This window comes from Pseudomonas sp. AMR01 (assembly GCF_041946035.1).
In the GTDB taxonomy this organism is placed as follows: domain Bacteria; phylum Pseudomonadota; class Gammaproteobacteria; order Pseudomonadales; family Pseudomonadaceae; genus Aquipseudomonas; species Aquipseudomonas antarctica_B.
Genome location: NZ_JAUTYR010000006.1, coordinates 217,334 through 240,840, shown reverse-complemented (window position 1 = coordinate 240,840; position 23,507 = coordinate 217,334). Strand labels below are relative to the sequence as shown.

Sequence of the window (23,507 nt, the reverse complement as noted above, 5' to 3'; positions counted from 1 at the left end):
GATCATGCCTGATAAAAAGCCCGCCCTACGCTCTGCCCAGTGGTTTGGCACCGCCGACAAAAACGGTTTCATGTACCGCAGCTGGATGAAGAACCAGGGCATTGCCGACCATCAGTTTCATGGCAAGCCAATCATCGGCATCTGCAATACCTGGTCGGAGCTGACCCCGTGCAACGCGCATTTCCGCCAGATTGCCGAGCACGTCAAACGCGGTGTGATCGAGGCCGGTGGTTTCCCGGTGGAATTCCCGGTGTTCTCCAATGGCGAATCCAACCTGCGCCCGACCGCTATGCTCACGCGCAACCTGGCGAGCATGGACGTGGAAGAAGCCATTCGCGGCAACCCGATTGACGGCGTGGTGCTGCTTACCGGGTGCGACAAAACTACCCCGGCGCTGCTGATGGGCGCGGCCAGTTGCGACGTGCCGGCCATCGTGGTCACCGGCGGGCCGATGCTCAATGGCAAGCACAAAGGCCAGGACATCGGCTCGGGCACGGTGGTGTGGCAGCTCAGCGAGCAGGTCAAGGCCGGCACCATCACGCTGGATGACTTCCTCGCAGCCGAAGGCGGCATGTCGCGCTCGGCGGGCACCTGCAACACCATGGGCACCGCGTCGACCATGGCCTGCATGGCCGAAGCACTGGGCACCTCGCTGCCGCACAACGCAGCGATTCCGGCGGTGGATGCGCGGCGTTATGTGCTGGCGCACATGTCCGGCATGCGTGCGGTAGAGATGGTGCGCGAAGATTTGAAACTGTCGAAAATCCTGACGAAAGAAGCCTTTGAAAACGCGATCCGCGTGAATGCCGCCATCGGTGGTTCGACCAACGCGGTGATTCACTTGAAAGCCATCGCCGGGCGCATCGGCGTTGAACTCGACCTCGACGACTGGACCCGCATGGGCCGTGGCGTGCCGACCATCGTTGACCTGCAGCCGTCGGGGCGTTTTCTGATGGAAGAGTTCTATTACGCCGGCGGCCTGCCCGCCGTGCTGCGTCGCCTCGGCGAAGCGAATTTGATTCCGCATCCCAATGCGCTGACGGTGAACGGCAAGTCCCTGGGCGAGAACACCAAGGATTCGCCGATTTACGGTCAGGACGAAGTGATCCGCACCCTCGACAACCCGATCCGCGCCGACGGCGGCATCTGTGTGCTGCGCGGCAACCTCGCGCCGCTCGGCGCGGTGCTCAAGCCTTCCGCCGCCAGCCCCGAGCTGATGCAGCACCGGGGCCGCGCGGTGGTGTTTGAAGACTTCGACATGTACAAGGCGCGCATCAACGACCCGGAGCTGGACGTGGATGCCAACTCGATTCTGGTGATGAAAAACTGCGGGCCGAAGGGTTATCCAGGCATGGCCGAAGTCGGCAACATGGGCTTGCCGGCCAAGCTGTTGGCCCAGGGCGTGACCGACATGGTGCGAATTTCCGACGCGCGCATGAGCGGCACGGCGTACGGCACGGTGGTCTTGCACGTGGCGCCGGAAGCCGCCGCTGGCGGGCCGTTGGCCACGGTGAAGGAAGGCGACTGGATCGAACTCGATTGCGCCAACGGCCGCCTGCACCTGGACATCCCCGACGCAGAGCTGGCGGCGCGCATGGCAGATTTGGCGCCGCCGCAAAAACTCATCGTCGGCGGCTACCGCCAGCTGTATATCGACCACGTGTTGCAGGCCGATCAGGGCTGCGACTTTGACTTCCTGGTGGGCTGCCGTGGGGCTGAAGTACCCCGTCATTCCCACTAAGTGGGATGCTATGATGCCGCGAACCTAGTCAGAGCCACCCGTCGTTATGGATCACCAGCCGCCCAAGCCGCGCAAGAGCATGCATGCCCAAATCGTTCAGGACTTGGGCATGCACATCGTTTCCGGCCGCTTCAAGCCCGAAGAACGCCTGCCCATGGAGGCCACGCTTTGCGAGGAGTACAAGGTCAGCCGTTCGGTATTGCGCGAAGCGACCCGGGTGCTCAGCGCCAAGGGCCTTGTGTATTCCAAGCCAAGGGTGGGCGCGGTGGTGCGCCCGCGTCTGAAATGGCATTTGCTTGACCCGGACGTGCTGTCGTGGCTGATGCAGTCCACGCCCCACAGCGAATTCTTCAATACGCTGGCGGGTGTGCGGCGCATCCTCGAACCGGAAATCGCTGCGATGGCCGCGACCACCGCCACCGATGAAGACATCGCCACCATCGAAACCGCCTACCTGGGCATGGAAACCGCGAAGACCCACGACGCCTTGCTGCAAGCCGACCTGGACTTCCACCGCGCCATCGCCGACGCCACCCGCAACGACCTGCTCGCCTACATGTGCAACATGCTCTCGCTGCCGCTGCGCGAGTCGATCAACATCACCAACCGCCGCCCCGACATCCAGGGCCTCAGCCTGCCCCGCCACAAGGCGATCCTCACCGCCATCCAGAACCGCGACGCCCTAGGCGCCCGGCATGCCTCGCTGGTGCAGCTGGACGACACCCGCGTGGCGCTGGACACCGTGATGAATGTGCTGACGCCGTTGTAACCCGCCCATCTGCGGCTACGCTCAGGTGACAGCCTGAGGGATCAGCCATGTGCGGACGACTGACGCAGTACCGGGGCATCCACGATTTCGTGGCCGCCTTGAGCATGCCCAATGCCCTGATCAACACCGTGGGCGAACACCCCCTTGAACGCTACAACGTCGCGCCTTCGACGCCGGTTGCCCTGTTGCACCTTGACGACGGCCTGCTGCACGCCGACCGCGTGCGCTGGGGCTGGCGCCCGCACTGGGCCAAAGACCGCGCGCCGCCGATCAATGCGCGCGTGGAGAAAGTCGCCAATGGCCCGTTCTTCCGCGCAATCTGGCCGCACCGGGCCCTGGCGCCCATCGACAGCTGGTTTGAATGGGTGGATGAAGGTGGGCCAAAAAAGCAGCCCTATTTGATCCGCCGCCGCGACGGTGCCCCGTCGTTTTGCGCCGCGATTGGCCAATTACCCGACACCGATGAAGGCGCGGGTGAGCAGGACGGGTTTGTGATCATCACCGCCGACAGTGCCGGCGGCATGGTGGATATTCATGACCGGCGGCCGGTGGTGCTGGCCCCGGAGTTTGCGCGCGAATGGCTGGACCCGGCGACCAACCGAGGCCGCGCCGAGCAAATGGTGATGTTTCAGGGTGAGCCGGCGCAGGTGTTTGAATGGTTTCGGGTGGACACGGCGGTGGGTAACCCGCGCCATGACGGGCCGCATGTGATTGAGCCTATTGACGGTTGAGGTCTACTGTCACCCTTCCAGCAGCGAAATTAGCCGCGGCTCAACGGATGCTTCCGTCACCTCGAGTACTGCCAGGGTCACTGGCAATTTGAAGCGCCGTCGCCCTGCACTGCCGGGATTGATATATAGGATTGCGCCGCGCCATTCGATAAGTGGCTTGTGTGAGTGACCCGTCACAACCACCCGCGTATTGGGCGTAAGTAAAGCGGGGACGTCCGCTATGTCGTGTACGACCAAGGTGGACCAACCCTTCATATCAACCATCAGATGGTCAGGGAGGTCCTGCGCCCATGGAACGCCCTGATCATTGTTACCGCGCACCCCATACGCCGGAGCTATTTGCGCCAGTTGCTCAATGATCCCCGCCCCGCCGATGTCACCCGCATGGATAATCTGCTCACACCCCTGCAAGGCCGCGATGGCTTCAGGTCGAAGCAGGCCGTGAGTGTCGGATATCACACCAACTTTATACATTTGCTGCTCTATTTTGACGGCGGGAGATCATCGAGGACGCGTAGCCTATAAGTTTTATAAATCTGCTGAATCTCTGGATCGTCCAGGCTTTCATAAGTAATGCCTTCTTTGTCAAGCCCATCCAGCCCCTTGATCCCGCCAATCATCTCAGGCCATTCACTGCGATTGGCAATGTCGACAACAAACGGTTTCAAGTAACTATTCAGATGCCCTTTAAACGGGTCCCTGATCTCGTCGCTGAGCACCCTCAGATAGTCATCCTTGTTAGTTTTCGACCATTCAATAGCAAACTTCGCTCGATAACAAAGTTCCATGAAAACCAGTAAAAGTGTGCGACCGTTACCGTCAAGAAAAGGGTGTGCGAATGCTAGCTGACCCATCACATCGCCAGAGCGCTCTCTAAATCGTGATGTGTCTGAAGCAAGTGCGAGCGCATAGTCTACGGACATTTTGATCGAGTCCGGACGTTCGAAAGCAGTGTGACGGGGGTCTTCCTGAGTGCCTTTGAAGACTGCAAGATTAGGCGCAAGCTCTTTGCGGTCTTTACCCGCCCAGTGGTAAAAGCCTGAGAACAAGATCTCGTGCACCTTGAGTAGAGAGTTGTAATCGATCGAGCTTTTTTTGGCTAAATACTGAAGTGCATCTTCCAGGCTCAATTCAAATGCAAGATGCTCAGACTCCTTTACTTCAACAGAATCTTTAAGCTTTAAAGCGTTTTGAAGGTACCCCGCAGTTTCAAAATCGCCGAAGGGATCGAAACTCATGCGCTGAGTGTCTTCTTCATACGCCGCTTCTCCTGAAGATAACTGCCCTGAAGTGCGAGAGTCTCCGACTTGCTCAGGACACCCTTTCTCTTCAGATTGACGAGCAACTGCTCTACACCATCCAATTCAACAACGTCACCCGCCAGACCGGTGATCGCCACTGCCATTCGGCTTATACCGTCGCGCTCGGCAGTAACATGATGAGCTCTAGCCATCTCGCGCACTTGGCTGGCAATACTGACATCAGCTGTATTAGTCATCTGGTTATCCCTCAATTAGCCCTCGGAGCATAGCATGGGCCGGACCTTTACCTTCAACCCCACGCCATTCGCAGCACTTGGTTTAGGACGCCGCCGAACCTTTCCCCCAGACCCGCGTCCGAGCTAAGGCACCGTTACCAACTGCTCGCCGCGAGGACGTCGTTTGAAAGCCGCCATCATCAAAAAATACCGTTTGATCATCAAGACCATGGGCTATGTGGGTTGGGCCTTGTTTTGGCTGTTGCTGTGGGATGTCGCCGTGACGGTGGATTTCATGTTGTTTCTCACCACCAAAATCAATTTGCCGCTGATGCCGCTGACCTTGCTCGGTTCGGCGCTGGTGGTGCTGATCAGTTTTCGTAACAGCAGCGCCTATAACCGCTGGTGGGAAGCGCGCACGCTGTGGGGTGCGATGGTCAATAACTCGCGCAGTTTTGCCCGCCAGGTGCTCACGCTGATGGATGACCCGGACACCGAGGTCAACCCGATCAAGTCCACCCTGCTGCGCCGTCATGTGGCCTACGTGAATTGCCTCGCCGCGCACCTCAGAGGCAAGCCTTGCCCGGACGAAGTGCGCGCGTTTATTCCTGCCGAAGAATTTGCGCGTAACGGCGCCACCAACAACTTTGCGAACGACATTCTCACTGGCTCGGCGGCCATTCTGGCCAGGGAATACAAGGCCGGGCATCTGGACAGTATTCGGCTGGCACGCATTGAGTCCACGCTGGTGGACCTTTCCAACGCCCAGGGCGGCATGGAGCGTATTGCCAACACGCCACTGCCCTACCCCTACGTGTATTTCCCTCGGCTGTTTATCTCACTGTTCTGCCTGATCGTGCCGGTGGGCCTGGTGGAATCCCTCGGTTGGTTCACGCCATTGGCCTCCACCGTGGTGGGCTTTATGTTGCTGGCGATCGAACGGATCGGCACCGACCTGCAAAGCCCGTTTCACTCCAGCGAACACCAGATTCAGATGGAGAGCATCTGCGAAACCATCGAGAAGAACCTGCAGTCGATGCAGCGCGATGCCCTGGCGTGACTTCAGGCGTTTTCTGCACAGAGCCCATTGAGTTCGGTACTCACGAGCAGCAAGCCGCGTTCGGCCACGTCGTAGACAACGGCGTGGCGGATCAGCGGGTGGTCTTCGCAATAAGCCTGCAGGTTCAAGCCAGCGCCCGCCGCCAGGCTGGCATTGACCACGACCAAGTCGAAGACGCGACCACCGTACTCCAGCAACGTTAACAACTCGTCCAGGCTCGAGACCGGTGCAATGGCGTAATAGCCCTGATAATTGAAGTCGCGCTCCAAGCGCAAACGCTGAATGTGCTGGGGGTCGGCGATCATGATGCGTAAGGCTTTATTGATCATCACAGGCTCCCGGCAAAGGCTGCGCGCGGTTGCAACCAGTGCAGCAGGTCGGCGCCGCTCATGGGCCGGGCCAGCAGGTAACCCTGGCCCTGAGCGCAGCCCAGTTCCACCAGTTCACGCTGTTGTTCGGCGGTCTCAATGCCTTCGATCACCACCGACATGCCCAGGGTTTCTCCCAGCGCCAGGATGCTGCTGATCACCGCCTGGCAACGCGGCTCCAGTGTGAGGTTGCGCACGAACTCCGCGTCCAGCTTGATTTCATTGAACGGCAACTGACACAAGCGCTGCATTGAAGAGAAACCCGCACCGAAATCATCAATGGATAAGCGGCAGCCCAGCATGCGCAGGCGTACCAGGTTTTCCAGGCTATTGTGGGTCGCTTCGAGCAGGCCGCTTTCGGTAATTTCAAAGGTAACGTCCCTGCCCGCCACACCCTGGCGAACCAGCAATTGCTTGATGTTGGCGGTCAACGCCGGGTTAGCCAATTGCCCGGCGCGCAGGTTGAACGCCATGTTCAGCGCACTGCCCTGGCGCTTCGCCTGTTCGTGCACCGCCAACGCCTGGCCCATCTTCTGGTACAACCACGTGTCGAGCAGGCCGCAGCGTTCCAGCGTTGGTATAAACACCGCTGGCGACACGATGCCCCTGGAAGGGTGGACCCAGCGCGCCAGCACTTCAACCCCGCACACGGCGCCGGTCAACAGGTTCAGTTTCGGTTGGTAATACGCCTGCAGTTGCCCCTCGGCCAGCGCCTGACGCACCTCGGCTTCCGTCGCAAGCTGGGCGACAGCCTCGGGCGGCGACACGGCCGCCGGGTGATTCACCTGCTTTTGCAGCAACACTGCCAGGCCCTGCGTGTGCAAGGGTTTCTCGATATCACCGAGGAACTCCAGCCCCACCAGCGACACAATCTGGCGCACTGCGCGGCGTAAATCCGCCGACAGCGAGCTGCTGATGATAATGGACCTGACCTGCCCGCTCGCGCCTACCCGCTGAATGAACTCGATACCGTCCATGCCTTCCATCTGCAAATCGCACAGCGCGATATCGACCGGGCCGACGGTGTCGAGCAAGGCCAGCGCCTGCGCGCCGTCAGCTGCCGCATAAACCGCCGCGCAGCCCAAATGCTCGAGCATTTTGACGGCGACCGAACGCTGGAAAGCGTGGTCTTCAAGCACCAGAACACGAAGCGCAAGGTTGGGCATGGGTCAGGACTCGTCTGTAAAGAAGTCCCGCATTGTTCCGCGATTGAACGGCTAAAAATTTAGGAAACGTCTCAATCTTTGTAGGAATTTTCCCAAGGTCAGGCAGGCAGTCACACGAGACATGAGGCATTCCCACGCTCAGCGTGGGAATGATCCGTTAGTGGCATTTCGTCATGGTTTTTAAAGGGCCAGCAAGCCGCGTCCCTTTTAATTGCAGGACGTTTCCTAGACAATCCCTGCCGCCTTGCGCCTGCTGGAACCGGTGGCTAGTCTGCGACCCTTCACTGCCAATCAGTGATCGGGTTTAGTCGCCCGACCTCCCAATGCGCGCATGGCCCTCCATGAGGTTTTATGGTGGCTGTGCGCAGGGCACCTTAGGGTGCGCCGGATTTTTCGTGTTGGGCCGGTCGACTAACCTGTGTACAGCCGCCACCCTCGTTTAGTCGCGATGGGTGTCGACCCTAATCCGACGCGAAGGTACACCATGAATAAGATTGTCCCCGATCCCCCGCTGAATTCAGCCAAAGACCGCGCCGCGTTCAACCGCGCTATCGACCATTACCTGCCCACCGAAAGCATTCAAATCGAAGACCTGAGTTTCGAAGATGCCCTGCTTTACACCGCAAGTTTGCTCACCAGTGCATCGGCGACTGCGCTGGATTGTGGGGAACAAATGGCGAGCCCCGAGCGGGCAAAGATTTTGGCGGTGTGGCACTTGCTTGAAATTGCAAAGACCACGGTTGATCGCACCATTGAATGCATGAAGCCTTCCACAGCGCCCGCATAACACAGGCTCACATAGTTCCCATGCAGAGCGTGGGAACGCTAAAAAAAGCTGTCTGCACACGATAAAAACAGGCGAGCTGGCTGTTGTGGCGAGGGAGCTTGCTCCCGCTGGAGTGCGAAGCGCTCCCAGGTTTTGGAACCGCTACCCACCACAGCCAGAGCAAGCCCCCTCGCCATCGACGTTTTGATCTCCAGGCATTAGCGCCTGGAGTGGCTTTTAATCAGACCGTCATTGGCTCAGCACCACATCGCGCATCGGCGGAATATAGCCGTAGTCATACGCCTCCTGCACAAATGAGCGATCACCCTTCAACACGATTCTGACGGTAGGCGCTTCAGTGCCGCCGATACGGTAGTCATCGCCTTGGGTGGGCACGCTGTCGATAAACGAGGTGACCAAGCCATTGGGCATTACGCAGTGAGAATAGGTTTGGAACGGCTGCGAGGGTGGGTTACCCAGTACCAGACCGGAAGCATTCATCGGCGTGTAAGGGCCAAAAAGATGATCGCTGATAAATCCATAAACGCCATCCGGACCTGTCACGCCATCAGCGTAGGTGAACTTATGGCTGATGGTAAACAAGTAATACTTGTTGTCCTGGAATACATAGTGTGGCCGCTCAGTCTGGTCGTTAACCCCAACTGCTGTGACCAACGGCGGCAAAATCTCCCACTCGTCACCGTGCAAATCTTTCGCCACTGCGATGCCGATACAGCCCACTTGATAACGCGCACCGCCGACATCTTCATGGCCAGGTGGCACCAGGCCTAGTTCATCCGGGCCCACGGTGTGGCTACCGCGCTCGCCGGCCACATTGCCTTCAAACACCATATATAACTTGCCATCCACGGGATCGATAAACGGGCTGGGATCACGGAAGTTCCATGTGGCATTTTGCGCTTCGGTTTGGTAGTAAGTGCCATCAGCGTCAAATAAAGTTTTAACCTGAGTAAAGCCCCGTAGTTCAACGCCTGTGTCTGAAGTAACCACTTGGCCGCGGACTTTAACAATAGTGGCACCCGGCGTCACACAGGTGTAATACAAGTCGATATCGCCGTTGTTATTCAGCAGGATCGGCGTACCCGCCCACTCCCGCGTGGTGGGCGACACGCCCTCGGCCATGACACGGCCGCCAAATATCCAGTCTTTGCCAGTGCGTGAGTACCAATAGCAGATGCGCGCGTGACCATGACGGTCTTCCCAATCACGCTTGATATCGTAACGGCCATCCGCATTGATGAACTGCGGATCATGGGGGCGGCGGTCGGCGGTCAGGGTAAAAATAACCGACCAGCCATTAACCGACACTACGGTGCCATCAAGTTCGCGTAATGGCATAGTGTCCCAAATAAACACGGTGTCACTCATGACGGGAAAGTCGGAACGGACTAACGGTTGCGTGGTAGTCGGGTCATTTTCATTAACTTTTAGCGCATCAGCCCGTGTCCAGCGAGTGGGTGTGTGATTCGCATGTTTCATGTTGATGTCCTTTTACTGACGCTCAGGTGACAAGCAGAGAGCTTATAGCATTGACCAAGCCGGCCAATAATGGCGACTTGAAAGAGCGAGTCGAGATTGACTCTGGGAAGTGCGAAACAAGGTTTAACATGGAAGGTAACTTACTGCAACATGAAGAATTATTTATACCAATATTGCCATCACTGTATTTATATCCTTGATATAAATACAATATCACTCACAACTAACCCAACAATAAAAAGCTAGCTAATCAATTATCCGACGCTGAACAGTCGCTGAAGGAATCTCAATTAGTCGTTTAAACGGTTGTTAAATAGTCGACGATATTCAGGTCTTCCCACTACACGCCCCTGGAGAAACCTGTGCAGCGTACGAAGCGATTACACCGCCGACTTCCACTTCCCGCCATGGTGCAGACGGTAGCGCTATGCGTTTCACTGGTGATGCCACTTTTCGCCGTGGCTGCGGACCAACCGGATGGGTTCGCCAGGCACGTTACCGGCGGTGGCACGCTCGCCGCCGTACACCCCGCTACGCTGGACGAGCTGAAAAAGTCGCTGTGCGCACGCTATGACCCGGCAGGCAACTGCACCGATGACACGCCACGGGTAATCGCCCTGGACCATGTGTATGACTTTCGCGGCAGCGTGGTGCAGAACGGCAGTGCGCAGACCCACGAAATGGGCTGCATGGCGAATGCGTGCCCCAAGGGTGGCGGGCAATGGGCACGCAATGGCGCCAACAACTTTTGCCAGTCCAAGCCTCCCGTGCAGGTGACCTATGACAATGCCGGCCTGCAACGTCTAAAGGTCGGTTCGAACAAAACCCTGATTGGGGTCGGCAGCAAGGCCGGCATTCAAGGCATGGGCTTGCTTATCGGGGGCGGCGCGCACAATGTCATCGTGCGCAACCTGACCCTGTCCGACATTAACCCTCGTGTGGTGTGGGGCGGCGATGCACTGACCCTCGACGGTGCGGACGGGGTCTGGATTGACCACAACACCTTCGCCCGGATCGGCCGGCAGATGCTGGTGACCGGCTGGGGCACCGCCTCCCACGTCACTGTCTCCAACAACGAGTTCGATGGGCGCACGCCCTACTCGGCAACGTGCGACGCGCATCATTACTGGGTGTGGCTGTTTCTCGGCCATCACGACACCCTTACGCTGGCGCGAAACTACATCCATGACACCTCTGGCCGCGCGCCCCATGCTGGCGGCATGGGCGATGCGGAGGTACGCGCGCAGGTGGTCAACAATGTGTTCAACAACCTGAGTTATCAGGGCGCGATCATGTCGCGCACCGCCACTTCGCACCTGCTGGTGGAAGGCAATGCGTTCGAGCACGTGACCCATCCGCTGTTCAACGATACCCAGCAACCCGGCACGGCGTTTGCGCTGTTTGACCCCGTGTCGCCATCGGCCAACGCGATCTGCCAACGGGTGATTGGCAGGCCCTGCGTGGCCAACCAGCAGCAGCTCAGTGGCGATGATTATCGACCGCAGGACACTGCGGCGCTCGAAGCCTTCAAGGCCTACCGTGAGTTCCTCGTCACGCCGCTGCCGGCAGACATCGCCCTGGCCCAGGTGCCTCGCGACGCCGGTGCGGGCAAGCTGACTCAACCCCATTGAAGGACTGCCCCGCATGCAACGTTTTCTACTGATGCTGTGTTGCGTTTGCCTCGCCAGCACGGCCCTCGACGCCCGTGCCCACGCCGAGGGGTTTGGCGTTTCTCAGACCGGCACCCAGGTGGTGGTCGATACCGGCGCCGACCTGGTATTCAGCGTGGACAGCCGCAACGGTGACCTGGTGTCGCTGCGGTATCGTGGTAACGAGTTGCAAACCCGCGAGCCGAAAAAATCGCAGGTTGCTTCCGGTCTCGGCGCTGCGCACGTCGACGTCAAGACGATTGGCGATGTGATCGTGGTCAGTGCCCAAGCCGGCGATTTGACCCATTACTACCTGGCACACAAAGGCCGCAACGCCCTGTACATGGCGACTTATGCGCCGACCTTGCCAGCGGTCGGCGAGCTGCGGTTCGTGACGCGACTTGATGTTAATAAACTGCCCAAGGCCGCCCATGGCACCGACTCGAATGTGGGCCAGGCCATTGAAGGCAAAGATGTGTTTTTGCTGGCGGATGGACGCACCAGTTCCAAGTTCTATTCCGCCCGCCCGATGATTGACGACCCGCTCCACGGCGTCAGTGGGCCGGGCGTCGCGGTGTACATGCTGATGGGCAATCGTGAACTCAGCGCGGGCGGGCCTTTTTTCAAAGACATCGCCACGCAAAAAACCGCAACCACCCACGAGCTCTACAACTACATGTTTTCCAATCACACTCAGACCGAAGCCTACCGCGGCGGCCTGCATGGCGTGTACGGCTTGCTGTTCACCGACGGTGGGCCACCGAATGCCACGTTGAGCGACCTGGGGTTTGTGAATGACTCACTGGGGCTCAAAGGTTTTCTGAACAGTGCCGGACGAGGTTCAGTGGCCGCACATGTGTCCGGCGTCGCTGCCGGTTTACCCGCCGTGGTGGGATTGAGCAACGCCACGGCGCAGTATTGGGCGCGTGCAGATGCCAGGGGCGACGCGCAGTTGACGGGGCTGCGTCCCGGCCGCTACCGCACGACGCTCTACCAGAACGAACTGGAAGTGGCCCAGGGTTCGGTTGACGTCAAGGCGGGCAACCTCGCCCGTGTCACGTTGACCGCGTTGCCGCCAACCGGTCATGTGGCGTGGCAGATCGGCGTGCCTGACGGCACCCCGAGCGGCTTTTTGAACGCCAGTCGGTTGGCTTCAGCGCACCCGTCAGATACTCGAATGGCGGCGTGGGGGCCTAGCACTTACACGGTGGGCACCAGCGCGGTTGGCGACTTTCCCGCAGTGCAGTGGCGCGACATCAACACCCCTACGCGCATCGACTTTATGCTCGGCGCGAATGAAATCCACGACTACCGGTTACGCCTGTATGTGTCGCTTGCGCAAGCCGGCGGCCGCCCACGAGTGAGCCTGAATCAACGTTGGGAAGCCCCCGTACCTGCGGCCTCCAACCAACCTGAAAGCCGGGGGATTACGCGCGGTACGTACAGAGGCAATAACACGGTGTTTGAGCTGGCGGTTCCCGGCACAGCGCTGCAAGTGGGGCGCAATACACTGGAGATTGGTGTTGCCTCCGGCAAATCAGGAACGGGGTTCCTGAGCCCTGGCTTTGTGTATGACAGCGTGCAGTGGGTATCGCCCTGATGAAAACGCCTTGTGGCGAGCGGGCTTGCCCCGCGTTGGGCTGCGAAGCAGCCCCAAAACCAGCCGCCACGGCGTGTCTGGAAGACCGCATTTTACTTACTGGGGCTGCTGCGCAGCCCAACGCGGGGCAAGCCCGCTCGCCACAACAACAACAGCCACAGCAACAGCAAAAGCCACAACAACAGCCACAGCCACGGGGCGTTTCGACAGCCCCCGGAATTCAGGCTTATCGCAGGCAAGCCACCCTAGCTTGCCTGCAGCCTTGCATTATTTGGACACGGGCATCGCGAATTCCGCGCCCTGCTCGATGCTCTCCGACCAGCGCTGCATGATCGACTTCTGCTTGGTGTAAAAACGCACACCCTCAGTGCCGTACGCATGCATGTCGCCAAACAAACTCTTCTTCCAGCCGCCAAAACCATGCCAGGCCATCGGCACCGGAATCGGTACGTTGATGCCGACCATGCCCACTTCAATACGTCGCGCGAATTCGCGGGCAATGTTGCCGTCGCGGGTGAAGCAACTGACGCCGTTGCCAAACTCGTGATCGTTGACCAGCTTCACGGCCTCGCCGAAATCATTCACCCGGACGCACGCCAGCACCGGGCCGAAGATTTCTTCGCGGTAGATGCTCATCTCTTTGGTCACGTGGTCAAACAGGGTCGCGCCGAGCCAGAAGCCGTTTTCCAGGCCCGCTTCGGTGGGCACATAGTCACGCCCGTCGAGCAGCAAGTGCGCGCCGGCTTGCACGCCTTGCTCGATGTAGCCGCTGATACGTTCAAGGGCTGCGCGCGACACGATCGGGCCCATTTCGGCCTTCAAGTCGCGGCCGTCGGTGATGCGCAACAGCTTGGCGCGCTCGGTCAAGGCGGCGATGACTTTGTCACCCACATCGCCCACCAACACAGCCACCGAGATGGCCATGCAGCGCTCGCCGGCACTGCCGTAAGCGGCGCCCATCAGCGCATCAACGGTTTTTTCAATGTCGGCGTCGGGCATCACCACCATGTGGTTTTTCGCGCCGCCCAGGCCTTGCACGCGCTTGCCGTGGCGGGCGCCGGTTTCGTAGATGTATTGCGCAATCGGCGTCGAACCGACAAAGCTCAGGGCCTTCACGTCCGGGTGTTCGATCAGTGCGTCCACCGCTTCCTTGTCGCCTTGCACCACGCTGAACACACCTTTTGGCAGGCCGGCTTCACGCAGCAACTCGGCCATGAACAAGGAGGCACTCGGGTCGGTCGGGCTTGGCTTGAGGATGAAGGTGTTGCCCGCCGCGATGGCGATCGGGTACATCCACATCGGCACCATCACCGGGAAGTTGAACGGCGTGACCCCGGCGACTACGCCCAGGGGTTGACGCATTGTCCAGTTGTCCATGCCACGGGACACCTGGTCGGAATGTTCACCCTTGAGCAGGTTGGGAATACCGCAGGCGAATTCGAGGATGTCGATACCGCGATCCACTTCGCCCTGGGCGTCGGTGAAGACCTTGCCGTGTTCGGCGACGATGATGCGCGCCAGGTCGTCCTTGCGTTCACGCAGCAGGTGCAGGTATTCGAACAGCACGCGGGCGCGGCGGATGGGCGGCGTGTCGGCCCAGCTGGTGAACGCGGCCTGGGCGGCGGCGACGGCTTCGGACACGGTCTGGCGGCTGGCCAGCGCGACGCGCGCGGTGATCTCACCGGTGGCCGGGTTGTAGACGTCCTGATAGCGATCATCGCGGCTCACGCGCTGATCGTTAATGTAATGCTCGATTGTTGTGGTCATGGCAGATGATCTCAGGTCAGTAGCGTTGGAACACACGATAGGCTTTCGATTTGTTCCAAACCAGAGCAGAATCCAGAACTTATTGTCCTCACAGGCGAACAATACAACCATGGAAAAGGCAGAGATCGAAGGGCTGTGGACCCACATTCACTGGCTGTCGGTGCTGGAAGAACACGGCACCTACACCGCCGCTGCGGCGCGCCTGGGCGTGAGCAAGTCCGCCGTCAGCCAGCGCATCTCGGACCTGGAAAAAGCCACCGGCACCCGGCTGGTCACGCGCACCACCCGCAGCGTGCGGTTGACCGATGCCGGGCAATCCCTGACGCGCGAAGTGCGCAGCGCCTACGCCCAAATTGCTCGCAGTTTTTCGTCGGTGCGCGACTCGGCCGGGGAGATTCGCGGCCTGGTGCGCCTCACAGCGCCAGTGGCATTTGCCCGACAGCAACTGGTGCCACACCTGTCGGAATTTTTGCAGCAATACCCGCAGGTGCGAATTCAGCTGGATGTGTCGGATGCCTTGAGTTCACTGGCGGCCGAGGGTTATGACCTGGCGGTGCGACACGGTTTTCAGGTGCCCGAAACCCACGTGGCATGGAAGCTGTGCGACACCGCCTCGGTACTGGTGGCGACCCGGGACTACCTGCAACGCCACGGCGAACCGCGCGAACCCGGCGATCTCACCGCCCACAATTGCCTGTTTTACCCACGCGGCACCGACCAGCCCGCCTGGACGTTCGAGCGCGGCAGCAAAACCGTCGAACGCCTCACCGTGCCCATCGCCGGCAGCTTCGCCACCAACAACAGCGAAGCACTGCGCGATTCGGCGCTCAACCACCTGGGCATCGCCCTGCTCCCGGACTTCAGCGCCCACGCCGCACTGGCAAGCGGCAAGCTGGTACAGGTGCTGGAAGACTGGACACTCAAGGGCGTGTTTGCCGATGAGATTTACTTGATTCGGCCTTACTCGCCGCATGTGCCCAAGTCGGTGAGTGCGTTGGTTGGCTATCTGAAGGAGAAACTGTCGGGCGGTTTTCGGTTCACCCGATAGTTATCAGGCATTGACCGAACAGCAGGCGATAGAACCCGTGGCGAGCGGGCTTGCCCCGCGTTGGGCTGCGAAGCAGCCCCAAAACCTGCGGCCGAAGAACGCCTGACTCACCGCATTTTTCCTTCCAGGGTCGCTTCGCAACCCAACGCGGGGCAAGCCCGCTCGCCACAGGGACAATGTTCGCCGTTAACGGGCTGGCATCAACCAGATATGGCCGGATTTCAAAGACGTTGAGAGGGCTGCTGCTTAGAGCCTTTGCTGAGCTGGGCTGTGATGATGACGACAAGGCGCACTTCATAGGACATGAACACAACGTTACGCGAAATGGAAAAGGGACGGGCACAGTAGGTGAGCATCCAACCTTGTTGCAAAAAACATATTCGCTACAAGCATTTCACGCGGTTTTCACAGTTGAGCGCCTAGTCTTAACACAGCTCCTAAGTGAACACCTTTTAAGCCCGCGCCCCCATCGTGGGCTTTTCTTTGTCCGGGATTTGGCGCTGCGTTCTACTGCGACACGCTCAATCTTCCCTCGCTAAAAATTGAGCGCCTTTACCTCGAGCAATCAGCGTTACACAACGTGCATGCCGACTGCATCTTGGCTACGTTTTGCCAGGCCGCACTGATGACAGTCGCGCCCATTCTCCGCGCAAGAAGCACAATGCAATGGTGTTCGGGCTCAAACTTGCTCCAACGTGAAGGGCCGTGCGCCTCGCAGTAAGGCCACCTTCTGGGGGGTTCTTAGGGTGTTGCCGTCGGTGCCGAGTTTACGGTCCCGTTTCAGCCGTAACCCGGCAGAAGCCGGGTTTTTTGACCTTAAAGTCATCAGCTGTGGGGGTGCTCGCTTGCCACTGAACCTGCAGCGTCCACGTCCGACATATCCTCCTCCAGGACTAACTCGTCTTCCGGCGGCGGCGCAGCCGTATTCTCGTCACGCGTAGAGTCGTGACCTGCCTCGTTATCGGTGCCGCGCGTCACGGCCTGCTGTGAAATGTTGCCCGGCGCTTTCTCATTGATTTCCATGTTGGCTCTCCACTTTTAAGCTCGGGATATCCGCGCTTAAGGTTAAGAGAAGTCACAGCATTCAGAGTGCCAAGCTTTAGACGAATGGGGGTGAGGAAATAGACGATTACTTGGGCTGGGGCAGCGCCCGCAGCGGGCCTGCTCATATTCGCCGCCCTGTTCGGCAGCGGCGAACGCGAGCTGCTTAACCGGTTGATACGCGTGAAGCGAGTCTTTGGCCAGAGAGGGAAGTCTTTTTTAGAGCTTCCTCAACTGGCAAAAGACGCACGCTCACGCGCAATCGTTATTTGGCTTGGCGAAGCACGAGCTCCGACAGACGAGTCTTAACCCGGAAGCAGAACTCACGAATTTGAAATTGATAAGCGGGCATGACCATGTAGTTTAAATCAGGACCTAACGAGTCTTTGATTTCCATGTATTTGGCAGTCTTGGCAGCAATGATTTGGTATTCCGCCTCGTACTTGTTGTAAGACGCTTTGTTGTAAACCTTCAAGACATCCAGCTCTTTACGGCATTGCTCGGCGCGATTCTGGTTCAAGTTCGTTTCTGATTCTGACTGAGCACTGTCTGCAGCGACTGGCGCTGCGGAATCAGCACTGGCGTGCGCAGGTGCAGCCTCATGGCGCACAGTCCAGTTTTCTGGTGTTGAATGTGCGGCTTCAGGGGGGGCTTCCTGGACGACGGCAGGAGGTGGAGCCACGTTAGGTTTTTCTGGCGTTTTCGTAGCGCATCCCGACAGGGCCAGTCCTACCACTACAACGATGCCACACATTTTATCCATCGGTTCCACCAAGAGGTCATTACGGTTGGCTGAGTCGTTAGGTTCTGGGTAAAAAGTAATAAATCACTCAATGATCGAGTGTAAATTTTCTACCAGCCTCAAGGTGCTCAGTCGCTCTTCCTTGAGTACGCAGATGAGCAATAGTAGTAAAAAAACAAAAAGATGACGAGTAAAAGCTCGCCAGAAAATCCACATGACCCGGATGCTTGCATCCAGCAGGCGGGACATGCCGCATTGGACCGAGGGATCAATTGCTATGGATGTTGTCCCGTACCTACTCTTGGCAGCTATGGTGGTGGTGATCTTCTACGCTCGCAAACGCGCGCGGCAAAAGCTGGATGCAGAGTTCCGCGCAGCGCTTGCGATGCTGAATATCGACCAGTACGAGTTTTTGGTTGATAAGGTGAAGACGCCCGGCAAAAAGCCAAGCGCAGCGCAGGGTTCGGTTCTTGCGTGACGATCAAGAACGTTCGGGCTTTGCCGCAAAGCACCCATCAACCTCATTCTGGCAATCAACCGTAATATCAGTCAGAAAAGGAGCTATCTCCACATGCCCCATCAGCTTAAGCAGAACTGTGGCTGACTCACGAATAGACTGCCAATCTTGATGATCGAATATCAGCCGGTCGCGACAACGAACAGCATCTTCAGACAGGCCATTGCATAGTTTCCAGAGATTTTTGAGGCCGCGTCTTAATTCGCTTGGCATAGCGTTACCACAGGCGACCAAAGTATGGTTCAAAGGCAACATTGTCATGGACCAGGCTTCGCATGCAGGGCAGTCCGGAATAGTTTCTCGCTGCTGGTCTGCACTCATCGCCAAGAATTCCAGAGCAGGAAACGCTTCACAAACGGCGAGCACCTGCTGGTATTCACCCTCCCCATACCACTCCCAGATTGTCGTCGCAAAGCCCATCTCGAAGCTCCTGAACCGTTTCCACCGCCATCCAAATCCGCCTGTCGTCCCTCTTTGGTTTTGCAGGCCTGCAGCATTTATAGTTACTTGGATCGCACAACTATAGTGGAGGCAAGCATGTCTCCTAAGCGCTTGCGTGAACCGAAGAAGATAAATATCCAGTCAACAATGCTCAGGATGGGCGTGGTGACATTTCGCATAAAGGATTGATATAGATTGCAGCTAAGGTAGCTGCGCTCGTCGATTACTGACATCCCCAGCAGCTTTTTACCGATGCTCTGACCGTTTGGCATTGCATCTGAAAACAGGTAATACGCCGCGGCGGATCCGAAAGCCAGGATCGCGACCGCGTTGGGAGATACACCGACAAACTCAGCTGCTCTTCCCACGACATACAACAAAAAGAAGGTGATTAAAGAGTCAATCCACTGCCCTCCCAGACGTCGCCCCAATCCGGCGAGGTTGTTTGGCTTTCGGTACTCAATTTGAGTATTACTCACTTCCATGCGTTAACGCTCCGAGGGTATTTGATTTAAATATTTACAGACAACAAGCCAAGCGCGGGCGCGGGATTTGAACATGTATGACTTACTTAAAGCAGCCCGTTCGGCGCATCTGCAGGCTGTAGATCCAAATAGCAAACAGCAGGACTGCTTGTTGGGTTGCCGGCAGCACGAACCAGAAAGCCTTCACGTACAGGTCGGACGTTATCAGGAAAATCTCCGGCAGCATCAGCGGGATCAGCGCCAGCCCGAAAACTAAAGAGCCCAATAGGAACCACGACGATTTCGCACTACGGCGACACAGCAACACGCCACTGATTGCCAACAGAATGCAGGTCAGTGCAGCGGGTGGCATCAGGATTACCGGAACATCACCCATTCTGGCCAAATTCCAGCCATCACCGACGAGCCAGTAACCGATTTTAATTGTGAGAAAAAAGCAATAGACCGCCGATAAGACGTCCACCACCTGGCTTGAGTGGTTTCGTCCCTGAGATATACTTTTGTCCATAAATACCAGATCTAGCGATAGGCCGGACAATCCAGCCAACCACTGCAGTTTACCAAACGTTCAACTGATCACGAAGCTACTCGGTGTTCGCCTGTTATCTGAGAAATTTCGATGTCGATGTGTTTAGTCTGCATCTATTGCTCATTTCCTTCAGCCATTTCAAGACAGCTACTTAGACTGTAGCGATAGTAACAAGGCCCAATACGAGCTTCACTAACCACTCTTCAGCAGTGTCCCGGCTGATTTGGCCGCTGCACGCGGACTCTGCAAGACGATCTGCCGCCCCAAATATTGCATTGACTACGGCAGTGGTAGTGCCCAAATCATCGCTCTGTTGAAAAAGAGAACGTCTGCATACTTGGATGTAAGCATTTTCGCACTCGTTTTTTGCTTTCTCCATTTCCTGGGAACCAGACAACGCAGCGGAGACACTCCAAAGCGTTGCACCCTGCCCCATTACACAGTTTAAGTGTGAGGCCGCTATTACCCGGGCTTTCTCTTCAGTGCCTTTAGGGCTCTGCGCGATAGCTGACTCCAAGGCCTCAAGTTGCTCCTTGGAAAACGCTCGATATAGGTCTGCCAGTAAAGCGGCCCTATCAGGAAAGTGGCTATACACCACCGGCTTGGTCACCTGGGCGCGCTCGGCTAAGCGAGGGAGGGTCAGAGCATCCGTGCCCTCAAGCTCGACAATTTCACAAGCCACAGAGATGAGCTGGTGATAGCGCTGCTCACGTGGCCATCTCTGACGCACTTTTTTTTCATCGTTCAAATTCTGACTCATGACCCTTGACGCCTATATACCCAATGTACATACTAAAAGTACATAAAGAACGGTGAAAAATCAATCGTATCGCGAACGCGACCAAATACAACGGTTAATCGAACTCGAACCTGACGAAGGTGAGCCTAACCAATTCCGTAGCGCCTCGAAATGAGCGATTACTCCTCTGACCATGGCCAAAAATAGGAAATTCACTCACTGGATTCAGCAGCGATGATTCGTACTGCGCGTCGCGGCGGGTAAACCGGCAGGACTTGAAGGTGACGAGCCTAGCCAGTCTTTTCGAAATTGAATTGCTGGAGGGAGTGAGGAGCGCGCCCTGCAGACAGGGTGCAGCATCCTCATGCTTTGATTCGGAGACTATCCCTGCGCAAGCCCAGGGGAAGCAGTCCTCCGAAATCGCAGGATTCACCAACCCAACGCAGAGATGACCTCTGCATGATTGGCTGTAAGGAGAGAAAATTGTCCGCAAAGAAAATACCACTGTCGCTTCTCGATCTCGTTAGAGTCAGACAAGGACATACACCTGTAGATGCGTTGGCAGAAGCCCAACAAATTGCATCCCATGTCGATGCGCTCGGCTTCAAACGCTATTGGGTCGCCGAGCACCACAATTTCTCGGGTATCGCTTCCGCTGCTACCTCAGTGGTGCTCGCCCACGTCGGCCAGCATACGAAAAATATTCGCCTAGGCGCTGGTGGCATAATGCTGCCCAATCATGCGCCATATATGATTGCTGAGCAGTTCGGCACTCTGGCCGCTATTTATCCAGATAGAGTTGATTTGGGTCTTGGTCGGGCGCCGGGAACGGACTCTCGTACGTTGGGCGCTTTACGAATCCCGAAGGGCGCAGCGGAGAATTTTGCAAACGATGTCCAGGAGCTAATGCACTGGTTTAACGCGGATGCCCAGCCTTTGGATCTCAAAGCTTGGCCTGCAACTGGAGATGATGCACAAATGTGGTTGCTGGGCTCTTCATTGTATGGCGCAACATTGGCCGCAGAGCTAGGTCTGCCTTACACCTTCGCGTCTCACTTTGCGCCAGCACTCCTCGATCAGGCGCTCGACGCTTATCGCTCTCGCTTCAAACCCTCAAGGTTTCTGAAGCGCCCGCATGCAATGATAAGTGTGCCCGTTGTGGCAGCCCAAACCACAGACGAAGCGAAAAGGCTGTTTACCAGCATGCAAATGGCGTACTCGGACGTCATTCGAGGCGAATCTAAGCCACTTCAACCGCCAGCAAGCCTGTCCAATTACTGGAGGCCCAGTGAGCTTTCCATCGTTGAACGCATGCTCTCTATTGCGGTTGTAGGCAATCCGGAGGAGGTACGTGAAGGACTTATCGCGCTGCAGCGTCAAACAGATATCGATGAGTTCATGCTTTCCACTGACATATACGATATCAACGCGCGACGTAACTCCCTTTCTTTAACAGCTCAAGTTTGGAATGCGTAGCACAAGACTTTCTGCAGCTCCGCCGCCAGCCATCCGGCTGGCGGCTGAAGCAAACGAATTGGACAGAGCAATATTCTTATAACCGCTTGATTCAGCAGGAACGTTAGAGAGAGGGCCATCCTTGGCCACTAACTTCAATCGACAGCCTTCACCATGTCTTCGATGACCTTTTTGGCATCACCGAAGACCATCATGGTCTTGTCCAGGTAGAACAACTCGTTGTCCAGGCCGGCGTAGCCGCTGGCCATCGAGCGCTTGTTGACGATGATGGTCTTGGCCTTGAACGCTTCGAGGATCGGCATGCCGGCAATCGGCGAGGTCGGATCATTCTTGGCGGCCGGGTTGACCACGTCGTTCGCGCCGAGCACCAGCACCACGTCGGCCTGGCCGAATTCGGAGTTGATGTCTTCCATCTCGAACACCTGGTCGTAAGGCACTTCCGCCTCGGCGAGCAGCACGTTCATGTGGCCGGGCATGCGGCCTGCCACCGGATGGATCGCGTACTTCACGGTCACGCCGCGGTGTGTCAGCTTCTCGGTCAGTTCCTTGAGCGCATGTTGCGCCCGGGCAACCGCGAGGCCATAGCCCGGCACAATGATCACGGTGTCGGCGTTGGTCAGCAGGAAGGTTGCGTCATCGGCCGAACCGGATTTCACCGGTCGGGCCTCTTTCGAACCTGCCGCTGCGCCGGCGTCCGGTGCGTTGCCGAAACCGCCCAGCAGTACATTAAAGAAGGAACGGTTCATCGCCTTGCACATGATGTACGACAGGATCGCGCCGCTGGAGCCCACCAGTGAGCCGGCGATGATCAGCATCGAGTTGTTCAGCGAGAAGCCAATGCCCGCCGCCGCCCAGCCAGAGTAGCTGTTGAGCATCGAGACCACGACCGGCATGTCGGCACCGCCAATCGGGATGATGATCAGCACGCCCAACACGAAGGCCAAGGCCAGCATCAGCGCGAAGGCTGTGAGGTTGCCGGTGAACATGAACGCCAGACCAAGACCCAACGTCGCCAGGCCCAACACCAGGTTCAGTTTGTGTTGACCGCCGAACTGCACCGGTGCGCCCTGAAACAGCCGGAACTTGTACTTGCCCGACAGCTTGCCGAACGCGATAACCGAACCGGAGAAGGTGATTGCACCAATGGCTGCGCCGAGGAACAGCTCCAAGCGGTTACCCGCCGGGATCGCGTCGCCCAAGTGTTTGACGATGCCCAACGATTGCGGCTCGACCACCGCCGCAATGGCAATAAACACCGCTGCCAGGCCGATCATGCTGTGCATGAATGCGACCAGCTCCGGCATCTTGGTCATTTCAACGCGCTTGGCCATGATCGAACCGGCAGTACCGCCGACCAGCAGACCCACAATCACATAGCCGATTCCCGCGGTGGCCAGCTCAGCGCCGAGCTTATAGATGAGGCCCACGGTGGTGAGCACCGCCAGCGCCATGCCGAGCATGCCGAACAGGTTGCCGCGTCGCGAAGTGGTCGGGTGCGACAGGCCTTTGAGGGCCTGGATAAAGCAGATCGACGCGATCAAGTAGAGCGTCGTTACCAGATTCATGCTCATGACGATGGCGCCTCTTCTTTTACTTTCGGGGCTTTCTTCTTGAACATCTCGAGCATGCGGCGCGTGACCAGGAAACCACCGAACACATTAACCGCCGCAAGCGCCACGGCCAGCGTCCCCATGGTTTTGCCCAGCGGAGTCACGGTGAGCGCCGCGGCCAGCATGGCGCCGACGATCACGATCGCGGAAATCGCGTTGGTCACCGCCATCAACGGCGTGTGCAGTGCGGGCGTTACGTTCCAGACCACGTGGTAACCGACATAAATCGCCAGCACAAAGATGATCAGGTTGTAGATACCGGGGGAGATAAGCTCTTCCATCGTC

At 57.8% G+C, this 23,507-nt stretch carries 25 protein-coding genes; 10 read left to right on the top strand and 15 right to left on the bottom strand.

Translation table 11 applies throughout. From position 1 onward, the window contains the following. The first annotated feature begins 4 nt into the window (after positions 1–4). Genes Q7C20_RS08900 through Q7C20_RS08890 form a run of 3 tightly spaced genes read left to right on the top strand, consistent with a single transcriptional unit; the run spans position 5 to position 3,241 of the window. Positions 5–1,741 (top strand): IlvD/Edd family dehydratase, encoded by a 1,737-nt coding sequence (locus tag Q7C20_RS08900; RefSeq protein ID WP_375066803.1) that lies wholly within the window; start codon positions 5–7, stop codon positions 1,739–1,741. 46 nt (positions 1,742–1,787) lie between these two features. After that, positions 1,788–2,510: a FadR/GntR family transcriptional regulator gene (locus Q7C20_RS08895; protein WP_348059317.1), complete on the top strand. Its 723-nt coding sequence runs from the start codon at positions 1,788–1,790 to the stop codon at positions 2,508–2,510. A 47-nt stretch (positions 2,511–2,557) separates the two neighbouring features. After that, positions 2,558–3,241 carry an SOS response-associated peptidase gene (locus tag Q7C20_RS08890; RefSeq protein WP_375066802.1) on the top strand — a complete coding sequence of 228 codons (684 nt, stop codon included), beginning with the start codon at positions 2,558–2,560 and terminating at the stop codon, positions 3,239–3,241. 9 nt (positions 3,242–3,250) lie between these two features. On the opposite strand, the gene Q7C20_RS08885 is transcribed toward Q7C20_RS08890, so the two are convergent. Genes Q7C20_RS08885 through Q7C20_RS08875 form a run of 3 tightly spaced genes read right to left on the bottom strand, consistent with a single transcriptional unit; the run spans position 3,251 to position 4,739 of the window. Further along, positions 3,251–3,715: a metallophosphoesterase family protein gene (locus tag Q7C20_RS08885; protein ID WP_375066801.1), complete on the bottom strand. Its 465-nt coding sequence runs from the start codon at positions 3,713–3,715 to the stop codon at positions 3,251–3,253. Positions 3,716–3,723: 8 nt separating this feature from the next. Continuing rightward, positions 3,724–4,479 carry a Fic family protein gene (locus Q7C20_RS08880; RefSeq protein WP_375066800.1) on the bottom strand — a complete coding sequence of 252 codons (756 nt, stop codon included), beginning with the start codon at positions 4,477–4,479 and terminating at the stop codon, positions 3,724–3,726. Next, positions 4,476–4,739 carry a hypothetical protein gene (locus tag Q7C20_RS08875; RefSeq protein WP_375066799.1) on the bottom strand — a complete coding sequence of 88 codons (264 nt, stop codon included), beginning with the start codon at positions 4,737–4,739 and terminating at the stop codon, positions 4,476–4,478. Before Q7C20_RS08875 ends, Q7C20_RS08880 begins: the two co-directional genes overlap by 4 nt. Positions 4,740–4,902: 163 nt before the next feature. Here Q7C20_RS08875 and Q7C20_RS08870 point away from each other — a divergent pair, with 163 nt between their 5' ends. Beyond that, positions 4,903–5,778, top strand: a complete 876-nt coding sequence (locus Q7C20_RS08870; RefSeq protein ID WP_348059321.1) for a bestrophin family ion channel — start codon at positions 4,903–4,905, stop codon at positions 5,776–5,778. A 2-nt stretch (positions 5,779–5,780) separates the two neighbouring features. Here Q7C20_RS08870 and Q7C20_RS08865 read toward each other — a convergent pair whose 3' ends face one another. After that, positions 5,781–6,107 carry a hypothetical protein gene (locus tag Q7C20_RS08865; protein WP_375066798.1) on the bottom strand — a complete coding sequence of 109 codons (327 nt, stop codon included), beginning with the start codon at positions 6,105–6,107 and terminating at the stop codon, positions 5,781–5,783. Then, positions 6,107–7,312, bottom strand: coding sequence for an EAL domain-containing protein (locus tag Q7C20_RS08860; RefSeq protein ID WP_375066797.1), 1,206 nt, complete (start codon positions 7,310–7,312; stop codon positions 6,107–6,109). The genes Q7C20_RS08865 and Q7C20_RS08860 overlap by 1 nt, the downstream gene beginning before the upstream one ends. A gap of 484 nt (positions 7,313–7,796) precedes the next feature. On the opposite strand from Q7C20_RS08860, the gene Q7C20_RS08855 reads away from it, so the two are divergent. Beyond that, on the top strand, positions 7,797–8,099 hold the full coding sequence (locus tag Q7C20_RS08855; protein WP_375066796.1) for a DUF6124 family protein: 303 nt from the start codon (positions 7,797–7,799) through the stop codon (positions 8,097–8,099). A 228-nt stretch (positions 8,100–8,327) separates the two neighbouring features. On the opposite strand, the gene Q7C20_RS08850 is transcribed toward Q7C20_RS08855, so the two are convergent. After that, positions 8,328–9,578 carry a glycoside hydrolase family 68 protein gene (locus Q7C20_RS08850; protein ID WP_375066795.1) on the bottom strand — a complete coding sequence of 417 codons (1,251 nt, stop codon included), beginning with the start codon at positions 9,576–9,578 and terminating at the stop codon, positions 8,328–8,330. A gap of 443 nt (positions 9,579–10,021) precedes the next feature. On the opposite strand from Q7C20_RS08850, the gene Q7C20_RS08845 reads away from it, so the two are divergent. Together Q7C20_RS08845 and Q7C20_RS08840 are read left to right on the top strand one after the other, a co-directional pair. Continuing rightward, the gene (locus tag Q7C20_RS08845) at positions 10,022–11,209 is read left to right on the top strand and encodes a pectate lyase (RefSeq protein WP_375066810.1); all 1,188 of its coding nucleotides are present in this window, start codon (positions 10,022–10,024) and stop codon (positions 11,207–11,209) included. Positions 11,210–11,222: 13 nt separating this feature from the next. After that, positions 11,223–12,827: a rhamnogalacturonan lyase B N-terminal domain-containing protein gene (locus tag Q7C20_RS08840; RefSeq protein ID WP_375066794.1), complete on the top strand. Its 1,605-nt coding sequence runs from the start codon at positions 11,223–11,225 to the stop codon at positions 12,825–12,827. A 267-nt stretch (positions 12,828–13,094) separates the two neighbouring features. Here the strand turns inward: Q7C20_RS08840 and Q7C20_RS08835 are convergent, their stop codons facing one another. Beyond that, positions 13,095–14,594 carry a CoA-acylating methylmalonate-semialdehyde dehydrogenase gene (locus Q7C20_RS08835; protein ID WP_375066793.1) on the bottom strand — a complete coding sequence of 500 codons (1,500 nt, stop codon included), beginning with the start codon at positions 14,592–14,594 and terminating at the stop codon, positions 13,095–13,097. Positions 14,595–14,703: 109 nt separating this feature from the next. On the opposite strand from Q7C20_RS08835, the gene Q7C20_RS08830 reads away from it, so the two are divergent. Further along, the gene (locus Q7C20_RS08830; protein WP_375066792.1) at positions 14,704–15,642 is read left to right on the top strand and encodes a LysR family transcriptional regulator; all 939 of its coding nucleotides are present in this window, start codon (positions 14,704–14,706) and stop codon (positions 15,640–15,642) included. Positions 15,643–16,467: 825 nt separating this feature from the next. On the opposite strand, the gene Q7C20_RS08825 is transcribed toward Q7C20_RS08830, so the two are convergent. Beyond that, positions 16,468–16,665: a hypothetical protein gene (locus Q7C20_RS08825; RefSeq protein WP_375066791.1), complete on the bottom strand. Its 198-nt coding sequence runs from the start codon at positions 16,663–16,665 to the stop codon at positions 16,468–16,470. Positions 16,666–16,948: 283 nt separating this feature from the next. Continuing rightward, a complete protein-coding gene (locus Q7C20_RS08820; RefSeq protein WP_375066790.1) occupies positions 16,949–17,455 on the bottom strand; it encodes a hypothetical protein in 507 nt (168 codons plus the stop codon). Positions 17,456–17,639: 184 nt separating this feature from the next. On the opposite strand from Q7C20_RS08820, the gene Q7C20_RS08815 reads away from it, so the two are divergent. After that, positions 17,640–17,903, top strand: a complete 264-nt coding sequence (locus Q7C20_RS08815) for a hypothetical protein (protein ID WP_375066789.1) — start codon at positions 17,640–17,642, stop codon at positions 17,901–17,903. 3 nt (positions 17,904–17,906) lie between these two features. Here Q7C20_RS08815 and Q7C20_RS08810 read toward each other — a convergent pair whose 3' ends face one another. From Q7C20_RS08810 to Q7C20_RS08795, 4 genes are all read right to left on the bottom strand, one after another. Then, positions 17,907–18,362: a hypothetical protein gene (locus Q7C20_RS08810; protein ID WP_375066788.1), complete on the bottom strand. Its 456-nt coding sequence runs from the start codon at positions 18,360–18,362 to the stop codon at positions 17,907–17,909. A gap of 83 nt (positions 18,363–18,445) precedes the next feature. Next, positions 18,446–18,868, bottom strand: a complete 423-nt coding sequence (locus Q7C20_RS08805) for an RDD family protein (RefSeq protein WP_375066787.1) — start codon at positions 18,866–18,868, stop codon at positions 18,446–18,448. Positions 18,869–18,950: 82 nt separating this feature from the next. Next, positions 18,951–19,376, bottom strand: coding sequence for a hypothetical protein (locus Q7C20_RS08800; protein WP_348059345.1), 426 nt, complete (start codon positions 19,374–19,376; stop codon positions 18,951–18,953). Positions 19,377–19,548: 172 nt separating this feature from the next. Then, positions 19,549–20,157: a TetR/AcrR family transcriptional regulator gene (locus Q7C20_RS08795; RefSeq protein WP_375066786.1), complete on the bottom strand. Its 609-nt coding sequence runs from the start codon at positions 20,155–20,157 to the stop codon at positions 19,549–19,551. Positions 20,158–20,619: 462 nt separating this feature from the next. On the opposite strand from Q7C20_RS08795, the gene Q7C20_RS08790 reads away from it, so the two are divergent. Beyond that, positions 20,620–21,612 (top strand): LLM class flavin-dependent oxidoreductase, encoded by a 993-nt coding sequence (locus Q7C20_RS08790; RefSeq protein ID WP_375066785.1) that lies wholly within the window; start codon positions 20,620–20,622, stop codon positions 21,610–21,612. Between the two features lie 134 nt (positions 21,613–21,746). On the opposite strand, the gene Q7C20_RS08785 is transcribed toward Q7C20_RS08790, so the two are convergent. Together Q7C20_RS08785 and Q7C20_RS08780 are read right to left on the bottom strand one after the other, a co-directional pair. Continuing rightward, positions 21,747–23,183 carry an NAD(P)(+) transhydrogenase (Re/Si-specific) subunit beta gene (locus Q7C20_RS08785; protein ID WP_375066784.1) on the bottom strand — a complete coding sequence of 479 codons (1,437 nt, stop codon included), beginning with the start codon at positions 23,181–23,183 and terminating at the stop codon, positions 21,747–21,749. Beyond that, positions 23,180–23,503, bottom strand: coding sequence for an NAD(P) transhydrogenase subunit alpha (locus Q7C20_RS08780; protein ID WP_003170836.1), 324 nt, complete (start codon positions 23,501–23,503; stop codon positions 23,180–23,182). The genes Q7C20_RS08785 and Q7C20_RS08780 overlap by 4 nt, the downstream gene beginning before the upstream one ends. Between the last annotated feature and the right edge of the window lie 4 nt (positions 23,504–23,507).

Bases quoted from the DNA above. Each gene is read 5' to 3' on its own strand.
- Q7C20_RS08900 (WP_375066803.1), top strand. From the start codon at position 5: ATGCCTGATAAAAAGCCCGCCCTACGCTCTGCCCAGTGGTTTGGCACC.
- Q7C20_RS08895 (WP_348059317.1), top strand. From the start codon at position 1,788: ATGGATCACCAGCCGCCCAAGCCGCGCAAGAGCATGCATGCCCAAATC.
- Q7C20_RS08890 (WP_375066802.1), top strand. From the start codon at position 2,558: ATGTGCGGACGACTGACGCAGTACCGGGGCATCCACGATTTCGTGGCC.
- Q7C20_RS08885 (WP_375066801.1), bottom strand. From the start codon at position 3,715: ATGTATAAAGTTGGTGTGATATCCGACACTCACGGCCTGCTTCGACCT.
- Q7C20_RS08880 (WP_375066800.1), bottom strand. From the start codon at position 4,479: ATGAGTTTCGATCCCTTCGGCGATTTTGAAACTGCGGGGTACCTTCAA.
- Q7C20_RS08875 (WP_375066799.1), bottom strand. From the start codon at position 4,739: ATGACTAATACAGCTGATGTCAGTATTGCCAGCCAAGTGCGCGAGATG.
- Q7C20_RS08865 (WP_375066798.1), bottom strand. From the start codon at position 6,107: ATGATCAATAAAGCCTTACGCATCATGATCGCCGACCCCCAGCACATT.
- Q7C20_RS08860 (WP_375066797.1), bottom strand. From the start codon at position 7,312: ATGCCCAACCTTGCGCTTCGTGTTCTGGTGCTTGAAGACCACGCTTTC.
- Q7C20_RS08855 (WP_375066796.1), top strand. From the start codon at position 7,797: ATGAATAAGATTGTCCCCGATCCCCCGCTGAATTCAGCCAAAGACCGC.
- Q7C20_RS08850 (WP_375066795.1), bottom strand. From the start codon at position 9,578: ATGAAACATGCGAATCACACACCCACTCGCTGGACACGGGCTGATGCG.
- Q7C20_RS08845 (WP_375066810.1), top strand. From the start codon at position 10,022: ATGCCACTTTTCGCCGTGGCTGCGGACCAACCGGATGGGTTCGCCAGG.
- Q7C20_RS08840 (WP_375066794.1), top strand. From the start codon at position 11,223: ATGCAACGTTTTCTACTGATGCTGTGTTGCGTTTGCCTCGCCAGCACG.
- Q7C20_RS08835 (WP_375066793.1), bottom strand. From the start codon at position 14,594: ATGACCACAACAATCGAGCATTACATTAACGATCAGCGCGTGAGCCGC.
- Q7C20_RS08830 (WP_375066792.1), top strand. From the start codon at position 14,704: ATGGAAAAGGCAGAGATCGAAGGGCTGTGGACCCACATTCACTGGCTG.
- Q7C20_RS08825 (WP_375066791.1), bottom strand. From the start codon at position 16,665: ATGGAAATCAATGAGAAAGCGCCGGGCAACATTTCACAGCAGGCCGTG.
- Q7C20_RS08815 (WP_375066789.1), top strand. From the start codon at position 17,640: ATGACCCGGATGCTTGCATCCAGCAGGCGGGACATGCCGCATTGGACC.
- Q7C20_RS08810 (WP_375066788.1), bottom strand. From the start codon at position 18,362: ATGGGCTTTGCGACGACAATCTGGGAGTGGTATGGGGAGGGTGAATAC.
- Q7C20_RS08805 (WP_375066787.1), bottom strand. From the start codon at position 18,868: ATGGAAGTGAGTAATACTCAAATTGAGTACCGAAAGCCAAACAACCTC.
- Q7C20_RS08800 (WP_348059345.1), bottom strand. From the start codon at position 19,376: ATGGACAAAAGTATATCTCAGGGACGAAACCACTCAAGCCAGGTGGTG.
- Q7C20_RS08795 (WP_375066786.1), bottom strand. From the start codon at position 20,157: ATGAGTCAGAATTTGAACGATGAAAAAAAAGTGCGTCAGAGATGGCCA.
- Q7C20_RS08785 (WP_375066784.1), bottom strand. From the start codon at position 23,183: ATGAGCATGAATCTGGTAACGACGCTCTACTTGATCGCGTCGATCTGC.
- Q7C20_RS08780 (WP_003170836.1), bottom strand. From the start codon at position 23,503: ATGGAAGAGCTTATCTCCCCCGGTATCTACAACCTGATCATCTTTGTG.